Raw genomic sequence first — 10,537 nt, forward strand, 5'->3', positions numbered from 1 at the left:
ACTGTTCCGGGATTAGTTTTCGGGGAAGATGCCATTTCTTTGGAAAAATACTCTTCATAGAGAAGACGCTCCCGCTCACGGTCGGCGGCGGTCACTTTCCAGTAAACGAGCAAGGCCAGCCCGGCGCCCAGAAAAAGGAGGCCGAAACGCATCAGGATGGTATTGGAATTAATAAAGGTGGAAATTGATTGCCGCAATACCCAGGGCGGTTAAAAGCAGCCCTCTCAGCAGGTTTTTTTCCCCGGGATAGCTTGGTGTTGATACGATGGGATTTATTCCCTTGCGAATCATCTCGATCCGCTGCTCATGTCGTAACCTGGCCAGCGCAATAATGACAATTGCCGGGGCTCCGAATGTAAAGATGATGGCGATAATAGAGACAAGATTATTCATGTTACTCCTCCTTGTAAGTTGATTGATTTTCCTGTTCTGGTAGATATGACGAGACCTGTAAGAAAAAACTTTCAGAGAATTGAAATTTTTTTCAAAATGGTGCAGTCTAATTAAAGAGAAGACACAGGCCAGGGAATCAGGCGGAAATTGAACGAAAATGATATACCTCAATCTAAAATAATTGTATATTCTTATTATCAATATTATCGCTACTCATTTCCGGGCCGGGAAGCAAGTCGATGGCGGAAGATCTGCGGCAGCTTTTGGCAGAATATCAGGACAGGGTCTATAACCAGGCTTACCGTATGCTTGGCAGCCACGAGGATGCAGAAGAAGCCACCCAGGATGTGTTTCTCCGTCTCCACCATGCACGTGATGAATTCAGGGGAGAGAGCAAGCTTTCCACCTGGATTTACCGCCATGAACTGCAGAGAATTTGAAGATAAGATTCCGGAATATCTGGAAGGTATTCTGGATAAAGGCATGGAGAAGCTCATGGCCGAGCATCGGCTTTCCTGCCCTGGATGCGCCCGTGCAGTGAAGATACATGAGTTTGTCCTTGCCACGTTGAACAACACCGAGCCTGTCAAGGCTCCCGCCGGTTTGGCGGAAAAAATCCTGACTGCCGCGGAAGCGGAAAAAGCCCCGGCGCATGTCAAGCTGTTCCCTGAATACCGGGAATATTTCTTCGGGGCGGCCGCTCTTGTGATTGCGGCATTCGGACTGATCAACCTGATCGGATTCATTCTCGGAATCCCCGGGGTGAAAACCGCTGCCGAACGGTTTTCCACCGGATGGGAAAATATCCCGGATTTGTCAACCACCGTGCAGGGATGGATGTCGGGAATACAGGCCGCATTCTGGCAGATTGCATCTTACCCTGGTTTTTATACCTTATACACGCCCGTTCAGATACCGTATCTTTCTCTTGAAGTGCCGGTTTTTTATCTGGGCGCCTATGCGGCGATTCTTATAATGCCTACTTTGGGCGCCTGGATATACTTACGTAATTACCTGGCCGAAGGCATGGTTTCACGGTGAAAAGAAAGAATACAGAAGACAGAAGACAGAAGTCAGAATAAAACTTTTACTTTGGGTTTTGGATTTTACTTTGTCACTTTGTCACTCTCCGTCAGTTTCCAGCCTGATAAAGCAATCAGGAATGCCAGAAAAACTTACTCCCGGAGAAATCCGCGCTTTTCAACACACCATTTACTCTCACTACCAAGCCAATCCCCGTACATTTCCCTGGCGTGAGACACAGAACCCTTACCGTATCCTGGTCTCCTCGAAAAGGAGGGTTTTTTGGGAATGAAGGGGTATCTGTATTTTTTAACTGTTTGCCGTGTAATTGGTTAAAAAATAAAGATGCAGCAATTATCGAAATTTTACCTTGTAATTTCATCAAGGAATGACTATAATTATGGTTTATACATGACGGCACAAACAATTGCTCATGAAATTAGATCCTGAAACGAGTTCAGGATGACGTGAGACCAATGTCATGCCGAACTTGTTTCGGCATCTATACCATAAAGAAGCGCATTTTAATTTGTCGTTATGTTTATGTCGCTATCGTTTGGGGCAGCAAAAGATAGCGAAAATAACCGAATAGAACATGGTGGAGAGCTGTCCGGGACATTCAACGACTTATTCAATAGGAGGATCAAAACGCATGGATTCGATCAAGGCGCAGGTAACCTCGCGCGACCCAAACCAAAAAGAGTTTCTCCAGGCAGTCGATGAGGTAATCACGGATATCAAGGATTTCTACAAGCGCAATCCCCGTTATGCCAAGGCCAAAATCATGGAGCGGATGGTCGAGCCAGAGCGGATGATCATTTTCCGGGTTCCCTGGACAGCCGACAATGGCGAGGTGATGGTCAACCGCGGTTTTCGGGTCCAGTTCAACAGCTCGATCGGACCAATCAAGGGAGGACTCCGTTTCCATCCCTCGGTCAACCTGAGCATCATTAAATTTCTTGGTTTCGAGCAGACATTTAAAAACGCACTTACCACCCTGCCCATGGGCGGCGGCAAGGGCGGCTCAGATTTTGATCCCAAAGGCAAGAGCGACTCCGAAGTCATGCGTTTCTGCCAGAGTTTCATGACTGAATTGTACAAATACATCGGACAAGACATTGATGTTCCCGCCGGAGACATTGGAGTCGGCGGACGGGAAATCGGCTTTCTTTTCGGACAATGGAAGCGGCTCACCAATGAATTTTCCGGAGTCCTGACCGGCAAGGGTTTGAACTGGGGCGGCTCGCTCATTCGCCCGGAGGCCACCGGATACGGCGCCACATATTTCGCGCTCGAAATGATGAAAACCCGCGGTCTGACCCTGGAAAGCAAAACCTGTCTGGTCTCCGGCTCCGGCAATGTAGCTCAGTATACGGTGCAGAAAATCAACCAGCTGGGCGGAAAGGCGGTCACCCTGTCCGACTCCGGCGGTTTCATTTATGATCCCAAAGGCATATCCGCTGAGAAGCTGAATTTCGTCATGGAGCTGAAGAATGTAAACCGCAGCCGTATCAAGGAATATGTCGATAAATACCCTGAAGCAGCATTCACTCCGGCCGATCCCGGCGCCGACCACAATCCGCTCTGGGATGTCAAAGCCGACTGCGCTTTCCCCAGCGCCACTCAGAACGAGATTAACGGCAAAGATGCTATGAACATGGTCAAAAACAAGGTCATGCTGGTCAGCGAAGGCGCCAATATGCCCACTGACCCTGATGCCGTGAAAATCTTCCGCGAACATAAAATCCTTCATGCTCCCGGCAAAGCCTCCAATGCCGGCGGTGTCGCGGTTTCCGGACTCGAGATGTCCCAGAACAGCATGCGTCTTTCCTGGTCCCGTGAAGAAGTGGACCGTCGGCTCCAGGGAATCATGCAGGCCATTCACGAGCAGTGTGTGACCTATGGCATGGATGGAAATTACTGCAATTACTTCAAAGGCGCAAACATTGCCGGTTTCAAGAAGGTTGCGGATACCATGCTCGAACAAGGTCTGGTGTAACCCTTATCTTTTTCAGAAAAACTTACAGGGGTATGAATTGCCAGAAAGCATGAATCCTTGAAACAAAGACCCAAAATAAAAGAATCAGCGCCGCCATCCGGATCGGCGTTAAAAATAAGCCATGGAACGGCTGCCATCGTTTCTTTCGTTCTTATCGCCGCAGTATATATTATTACACTCCTCTCCCTCTATCCCAACCTTCCGATCATCGAGAGGCTGGCTGAGGACATTCCAGGATTCGATCAAAGCTATCCGCCGTTCCGGGTGGATGAGAACATCTACTATTCCATCTCCCAAAATATCCTGAGCGGCACACTTTACAAGGGAGAGCATTCGCCGGAGAGGGGGTTCACCCTGGGGTTCCCGCTTGTGGCGGCTCCGTTCATCGCGGTTCTCGGGAAAATGGGCGGGTATGCGGCAAACCTGATGATTGTGCTTCTTTCACTCGGGGTGTTTTACCTGATTCTTTACCGGTATGGGTTCCGCAGAAAAGCGCTGGTCATGACTGCGATCATGGCTTTTGCTTCCCTCAACTGGTTTTATGCGGTATCGAATTATACCGAGCCGCTCTCTCAGCTCCTGGTGCTTGTCTCCTTCGCTCTGCTTCTCCGGGACAGAAGCTCCCCCGGAGGGCGAACCATGATCATTCTGTCCGGAGTATTCACCGCCCTCAACCTGTTCGTACGCCCGAACTACCTTCTCCTGGCCGTACCGTTTTTCTTTTACCTGGGTATCGAGAAGAAAGAAAAAGTCTCGTTTGACAAATCTGCGCTCCTGTATGCCGGGGGAGTTATAGCGGTGATTGTGGTGTGGGCCATAAGGAACACCCTGGTATTCGGTTCTCCGTTCACCTTTGAATATACCCGGCTGGTGAGTTCTTTCACTCCAGGCATGACATCTTCCCAGTACATGCAGGGGAATATTTTTCTCGGGATTCACCGCCTCCTCTTCGACGAGTATCACGGCCTTTTGACTATCACTCCCATCTTCCTGCTTTTCCCCGCAGGTCTCCGGGCCATGTGGCATAAAGGGATGCAGAAGGAATCGCTCCTGCTCCTTGCCGGAGCGGTTATAATGGTTCTTTTTGTGGCGGCAGGACCCTACCCTTTTACCGAATTCGGCCTGGGCTCGCGTCACCTCGTTCCGCTCATGCCCCTCCTGCTCCTGCCCGCCGCATTTTTCCTTGACGGAAAACTGTTTACCCGCTCGGTGGTTTTTCTCCTGGCGCTCTATTCATTTTACCAGGCTGGAATCGGGTGGTTTACCGGGGGCGAGCCGGGTATGGGATTTTTTCTCGGCATTTTGAACGAGTCCCAGTCACGGGCGATTATCCTGGCGCGGAAGGAACTGCTCCCTCACCGGAATTTCCGTTCCCAGGAAGAGCTGGTGAAATTCTACACCCGCGCTTTGAAGAAAGCCGACCTCATGGAGCTTCTCCAGACCCTTGATCCGCTGGTCATAGAAAAAATCCGGGGAAACGAAAGAACTTTCATGCTCTTTTTGAGAAACCAGCCGGATCCGGTATCATGCATCCTGGCAGCGGACCCCGAACGGGGAATCATCATCAAGAGTTTCAGTATATCCGGAGGGGTGAGCGAAGGAAGTCCGGCCCCGCCTGACAGCAGCGCCGGAATAAAATAGATATTATTCCGCCTTTTCATCTACGATAACAAGGTTTCTTCCGGAGGATTTCCCCTGGTATAGAAAGCGATCGGCCCTTTCGGTCAGCGATTCAATCGTGTCATCTGTTCTGGCCTGGGTGCCTCCCAGGGTCATGGTGACGTTGACCGAGGTACTTTTTATAATGACGGTGCAATTTTCCACGAGCTTACGCAGTTTATCGGCCAGAATACCCAGATTTCCTCCCTCGAAATGAGAGGCAATAAAAATAAATTCATCTCCTCCCCACCTTCCGGCCATATCCGATGCCCGCATATTGCCCTCCAGGGTTCGGGATATCATCTGCAAAACACTATCTCCTGCTGCATGACCCCAGGTATCGTTCACATTTTTGAAAAAGTCTATATCCCCTATAATCAATCCGAAGGGAATGTCATGCCGGCGCAGCTCTTCAAAACTAGCCCGTAGTTTCATATTGACATAACGCCGATTGGCAAGCTCGGTGAGCGGATCTAAAAGCGCAGATTTTTTAAGGTCTTCAATAAGCTGCTTATCGATGGTTCTGACCGCAATCTCTCTAAAAACTTCCACAACTCCGATACATTTGCCATCTTCGTCCATTAAAGATGAAACCCCTATGGTCACCGGCACCCGATGTCCATCCTTGTGATTTAGATACACCTCGGCGGTAAACATGCTGTTGTCGGTCATGGTCTCGGAAAGGGGACATTCCCCCTTACATAAATCTGTTCCGCGGTCGTCCACATGAACCAGGATTTTGTCCGGACAGGATAGGCCGAGCATTTCCGCAGCGGAATATCCGCTTATTCTTTCCGCCCCTTTATTCCAGTATGTGACTTTCTTCTCAACATCTACAAAATACACCCCGTCAAATATACGGTTCAAGAGTTTCTGATAAAACTTATCCCTGTCTGGCATGACGGTCTCCACCTTCACTTGCGCCCCACTCCCACAAACAGGCGAGGGGGCAAGGCATCATTTTCAGATTTCAGATTTCGCATTTTACCCTATATCCACAATATCCAGCCGGCCTTTATAGAGAAACCGCTTGGTTTTGCGTGTGGAGGTTTTGATGAACTCGTCACGCTCGATGCCGATGCGGGTGACCCGTTGATAATGCGCCAGTTTCTCCATGCTGTTCCGCACTTCGTTCTCCAGAAACGAGCGGAATTTCTCGATAAGCTCGTCCTTGTCTTCCTCGGTAAGCCGGGCAATATCCATTTCGTGGCTCAATGTGATAGTATTGTTCCTGCTATATTCGATCAAGTATTCATAATCCGGGTTGATGAGTACGCCCACATCTTCTCCCACGAGCCCCTGAGTGCGATAGCCAAGGACAATGGATTCGGCGATGAACTTACTTTTGTTTATCTCAGCCTCCACTCCGTCCGGATAAACGTTCTTGCCTCCACGATTCACAATCACATCTTTGGCCCGGCCGGTGATGAAGATATAGCCGTCCTTATCGATTTTTCCCAGGTCGCCGGAATAAAACCACCCATCCCTGAGTACTTGTTCGGTCTGCTCAATGTTATTATAGTAACCCCCCATCACATTGTCGCCCTTAATAACGATCTCGCCGATACCGTCCGGGCCGGGATTGTCGATTTTCACCTCTACACCCTGGATCGGAATGCCGATCGAGCCGATTCTGATATTACCGATGGGATTAGCAGAAACTACCGGCGAGGTTTCAGTCAGCCCATACCCTTCGAGAAATTCGATGCCCAGCTCGACAAATCCCTCGATAACTGACGGGTTCATCGGCGCAGCCCCGGAAACCATGATCCGGAGTCTGCCGCCAAGCTTTTTTTTCAGACCCATGCTGATCAGCTTCCGGCCGCCGTAATTGTAAAGAAAGCTCTTCACTTTCGAAGTTTCGATCTGGCGCATGATCCCTTTATAAATCTTGGAAAAAAGCAGCGGTACACCTACAAAGATTGTCGGCTTGGATTCCATGATAAGACGGCTCCGGTCGCGGCTCATGATATCCACAAAGCTGAAAATGGCGCCGACAGCCAGGGGAAGCACCATGCAGATAGTGAAGGGGAAGGTATGGTGCAGTGGAAGCAGGAGAATAAAGCTGTCGTTCGAATCGAGATGGATGAATTGCCTTACGGAGTCGACATTGCTCATGATATTCTTATGGGTAAGCATCACCCCTTTTGCGGCTCCGGTGGTCCCGGAGGTGTAAATAATCGAGGCCAGATCGTTTATAGATTTTTCGGGGAAAACGAACTCTCCCCTGCTCAGCCGGGCTATCCCCCTTTCACGCAGATCGTCATAGGAAAAAAAGTTTTTGTGACCGTTCTTTTTTCGGCCGTGTATGGCCAGGGCGCGTCCCTCCCCCTCTCCTTTATGGTCATGCCGGACAGTAATATTGCGGTCCAGGATAATGATGTTTTTTACATGAGGAGTTGCACTCATAAGGCGGCCGATATCCTCATAGCAGCGCATGGAACAGATGATGGTCTCAGCCTCGGAATGGTTCAGGATATGTTCGGTTTCGATTTCTCCGAGTACTGCATCGATGGGAACGGTGACTGCGCCGGCTGACAGGGCGGCAAGGTACCCGACCACCCATTCGGGACGGTTCTCGCTCATGATGGCCACTTTTGATTGCCTGTCCAATCCAAGGTCGGCAAGGCCATAGGCGATGATATTGACGGCGCTGTTCATTTCGTAATAGGTGATTTGCTCCCACCGGTCATCCTGGAAATAACGCATGGCAACGGAATCCGGGAAATTACGAGCGCTTTCACGAAAACTCCCATCGATGGTTAACATGACAGTGTGCATCCCCCTTTTTCTGGGAAAAAAGTTTTTTTCTGGAAGTGATACATTCCCCTTTATTTGCCGGCGCCGGCCTTCGGCAATTCAAAACGGCTTATGATGTGAAACTCCACTCTTCTGTTCGCCCTGCGACCTTCTGCGGCAGCATTTGAAGTGATCGGTTTGTCTGATCCGAAGCCAACCACCCTGAAACGGTCACGTTTCAGAGCCGGATACTTTTTCAAAAGATAATCCAGCGCATCCCTGGCTCTTTCTCGTGAAAGCCGAAGATTTCTCTCCATATCACCGGAATTATCGGTATGTCCCTCAATTTGAATCTGCAGCGCAGGATATTTCTGGAGAAGCTGCCCGATTTCATCGAGAACAGGATAAGACTCCGGCGTCAATCCTGTCGACGGACCGAAATGAATGGTGTTGAGCCGCAGGATACCGTCGCTCACCGGACTGTTCTCCTGTTTTATCAAACCCCGCCCGCGCTTGTCTACCAGGACCCCCTTGGGGGTATTCGGTTCCTCGTCAATTCCATCCGGAACATGATCGCCGTCGCTGTCGATGGAAGCGCCCAGGGCATTCACTTTGGCGCCCCGGGGAGTGTCGGGCTCCGTATCGATGCCGTTGGGTACTCCATCGCCATCATCGTCCAGAGCCACTCCATCCTTGTCAGCCACCGCTCCTTTCGGAGTATTCAATTCCTTGTCACGGTCGTTGGGAACGCCGTCGTGGTCATCATCGAGATTCACACCGAATTTGTCCACCGGGGCGCCACGCGGGGTCTGGGGTTCTCTGTCCAGACCGTCGTATACGCCATCCTCGTCGGAATCGATTCCCACGCCGTCCGCATCAACAAGGGCGCCGCGGGGAGTATCCGGCTGCTGGTCCCTGCCGTCAGGAACTCCATCGCCATCCGTATCAAGCGACACTCCACGCTTATCCACCTTGAATCCTTTCGGGGTGTTCGGCTCGGCGTCCAGATAGTTATATACACCATCTCCATCTGAATCTATCATGGACTTTATATCGGTATTCAGCGTTATCCCGAATGTGATCTGATATTTTTCCTTTGGTTTCACCTGGTCCGCGATATTTATATTGGCCCCGAGATTCAGTGTCAGCGAACGATGTAATCGCATCACCACAGACGGCGACACTACAAAAAAGTCCTTGGTGAAATCCGCTCTATGGTCATTCTGATAGGCAGGATTACTGGCGAGGGCGCTTGCTCCGGTGAAAAAACCCGCCATATTCAGTGCAGACTGCGGTCCTGCCCCGAGAAAAGTACGGTTATTCACTTCGAGATTCATCACCAGCCTGTTTTTCATCTCCATCTGCAACCCGGCGGCGCCGACCACCTGGTCATCGTACATCTTGGAATCAGACTTCACATACCCCTGTTCCAGGTTCAGGCTCAGGGAATGTCCGAGATCGAACGTTTCAAAGATAGAGCTTTCAATGGTGGTGCCCTTACGGGTCCAGCGAAAATTCATACCATCCAGCTCTTCCTGGGAGGTATCCATGAATGCTCCAAATTTACCGGCAATCTGCACCGGAGAACTCATGGAAAACGGAAGCCGTATCTTCACCCCAAGGTATGAGGCGCCCACTCCCTGCTGCGGAGAACCGTATCCGGCGGCGACATCCCGGCTGTTTTTTAAAGACCGCGCATCCCGGAACACGAAAAGCGCGCTGTTCATGTCGATTTCATCGGTCAGTCCGAATGAGAGAGGGATGGCTAAAATCGCAGGCCGGTCCAGTTTTTTTTCGTACACTCCGGGCGAGGAAAGAACCCACGATTCCTTTTCCACGGTGATGCCTCTGATCCCCCAGACGACTGTTCCTTTCCCGAAAGTTCTGGCCGACTGCATGTACTGAAGACCCAGGCCGCCTTCAAAAGTAGTAGAAAGCAGGCGGTTCTGGGCCTCGCTTTCCCTAGTTACAAAACACATAAATACCAGGGCGAAACATACTATTGAACGTAATTGACTCATGCGCACCTTTCACAATTTTTGCTCTAATGAAATAATATGATAACTTCCGGTGCAGCGCGGTAGTTTTTTTTCACATCCGCCGGGATATGGAAATTGCAATCCCCACGATAATGACAATCAACCCGGCCACATGGGCGGCCGTTATGGATTCTTCTATTTTTTTCTTTATTGACTTTACGGTCTTTGCGAGAGATATTTTTTCATCCTTTATTCTTCACTTTTCATCTTTTAAAGCGAGGCGCCTATGATTTTCAAGCAAATCCCCTCGGGAGGAGACCGTAATTTTTCATACCTCATAGCCGATGAGTCAACCCATGAGGCCGCATGTGTCGATCCGGGATCGGCCCCTTTCAAAGAATTGAAAATGATCGAGGACGAAAAACTGAAGCTCCTCACTATCATCAATACTCACGACCATTTCGATCATACTGAAGGAAATATATTTCTGGCCAGCAAAACGGGGGCAAAAGTGGCAATGCACGAATCTGCCCACTCTCCCCACGACATTTCCCTGAAAGACGGCTATGTGCTGAAAGTTGGTTCTTTGGAACTGCGAATCATCCATACGCCGGGACACACGCCTGATTCGATCTGCATTCTGGCCGGAAACGATCTGTTGACCGGAGATACGCTGTTTGTGGGAAAAGTAGGGGGAACAGGATACGGACAGGACGCGCAGGATGAGTACGACAGCCTGCATCGG

Annotated in this window: 10 protein-coding genes; 6 read left to right on the top strand and 4 right to left on the bottom strand. The window is 50.1% G+C overall.

Annotated elements, in window-relative coordinates; translation table 11 throughout:
* Positions 1-168 precede the first annotated feature (168 nt).
* Entirely contained in the window at positions 169-393 is a 225-nt protein-coding gene (locus Q8O92_14815; protein MDP2984588.1) for a hypothetical protein, read from the bottom strand.
* Between the two features lie 239 nt (positions 394-632).
* On the opposite strand from Q8O92_14815, the gene Q8O92_14820 reads away from it, so the two are divergent.
* From Q8O92_14820 to Q8O92_14840, 5 genes are all read left to right on the top strand, one after another.
* Positions 633-833: a sigma-70 family RNA polymerase sigma factor gene (locus Q8O92_14820; GenBank protein ID MDP2984589.1), complete on the top strand. Its 201-nt coding sequence runs from the start codon at positions 633-635 to the stop codon at positions 831-833.
* Positions 814-1,434, top strand: a complete 621-nt coding sequence (locus tag Q8O92_14825) for a hypothetical protein (protein MDP2984590.1) — start codon at positions 814-816, stop codon at positions 1,432-1,434. The genes Q8O92_14820 and Q8O92_14825 overlap by 20 nt, the downstream gene beginning before the upstream one ends.
* A gap of 121 nt (positions 1,435-1,555) precedes the next feature.
* Positions 1,556-1,708 (top strand): hypothetical protein, encoded by a 153-nt coding sequence (locus Q8O92_14830; protein ID MDP2984591.1) that lies wholly within the window; start codon positions 1,556-1,558, stop codon positions 1,706-1,708.
* A gap of 360 nt (positions 1,709-2,068) precedes the next feature.
* Positions 2,069-3,415: an NADP-specific glutamate dehydrogenase gene (gdhA, locus tag Q8O92_14835; GenBank protein MDP2984592.1), complete on the top strand. Its 1,347-nt coding sequence runs from the start codon at positions 2,069-2,071 to the stop codon at positions 3,413-3,415.
* Between the two features lie 57 nt (positions 3,416-3,472).
* Positions 3,473-5,056: a hypothetical protein gene (locus tag Q8O92_14840; protein MDP2984593.1), complete on the top strand. Its 1,584-nt coding sequence runs from the start codon at positions 3,473-3,475 to the stop codon at positions 5,054-5,056.
* Between the two features lie 3 nt (positions 5,057-5,059).
* On the opposite strand, the gene Q8O92_14845 is transcribed toward Q8O92_14840, so the two are convergent.
* From Q8O92_14845 to Q8O92_14855, 3 genes are all read right to left on the bottom strand, one after another.
* Positions 5,060-5,974: a diguanylate cyclase gene (locus Q8O92_14845; protein ID MDP2984594.1), complete on the bottom strand. Its 915-nt coding sequence runs from the start codon at positions 5,972-5,974 to the stop codon at positions 5,060-5,062.
* A gap of 84 nt (positions 5,975-6,058) precedes the next feature.
* The gene (locus Q8O92_14850; protein MDP2984595.1) at positions 6,059-7,843 is read right to left on the bottom strand and encodes an AMP-binding protein; all 1,785 of its coding nucleotides are present in this window, start codon (positions 7,841-7,843) and stop codon (positions 6,059-6,061) included.
* A 62-nt stretch (positions 7,844-7,905) separates the two neighbouring features.
* A complete protein-coding gene (locus Q8O92_14855) occupies positions 7,906-9,834 on the bottom strand; it encodes an OmpA family protein (protein MDP2984596.1) in 1,929 nt (642 codons plus the stop codon).
* A gap of 244 nt (positions 9,835-10,078) precedes the next feature.
* Here Q8O92_14855 and Q8O92_14860 point away from each other — a divergent pair.
* A partial coding sequence (locus tag Q8O92_14860; GenBank protein MDP2984597.1) for a hydroxyacylglutathione hydrolase family protein occupies positions 10,079-10,537 on the top strand: 459 nt, incomplete at its 3' end.

Source organism: Candidatus Latescibacter sp. (assembly GCA_030692375.1).
Taxonomy (GTDB): domain Bacteria; phylum Latescibacterota; class Latescibacteria; order Latescibacterales; family Latescibacteraceae; genus JAUYCD01.

Coding starts and splice junctions, on each gene's coding strand:
- Q8O92_14820 (MDP2984589.1), top strand. CDS start 633: ATGGCGGAAGATCTGCGGCAGCTTTTGGCAGAATATCAGGACAGGGTC.
- Q8O92_14830 (MDP2984591.1), top strand. CDS start 1,556: ATGCCAGAAAAACTTACTCCCGGAGAAATCCGCGCTTTTCAACACACC.
- Q8O92_14850 (MDP2984595.1), bottom strand. CDS start 7,843: ATGTTAACCATCGATGGGAGTTTTCGTGAAAGCGCTCGTAATTTCCCG.
- gdhA (MDP2984592.1), top strand. CDS start 2,069: ATGGATTCGATCAAGGCGCAGGTAACCTCGCGCGACCCAAACCAAAAA.
- Q8O92_14845 (MDP2984594.1), bottom strand. CDS start 5,974: ATGCCAGACAGGGATAAGTTTTATCAGAAACTCTTGAACCGTATATTT.
- Q8O92_14855 (MDP2984596.1), bottom strand. CDS start 9,834: ATGAGTCAATTACGTTCAATAGTATGTTTCGCCCTGGTATTTATGTGT.
- Q8O92_14815 (MDP2984588.1), bottom strand. CDS start 393: ATGAATAATCTTGTCTCTATTATCGCCATCATCTTTACATTCGGAGCC.
- Q8O92_14825 (MDP2984590.1), top strand. CDS start 814: ATGAACTGCAGAGAATTTGAAGATAAGATTCCGGAATATCTGGAAGGT.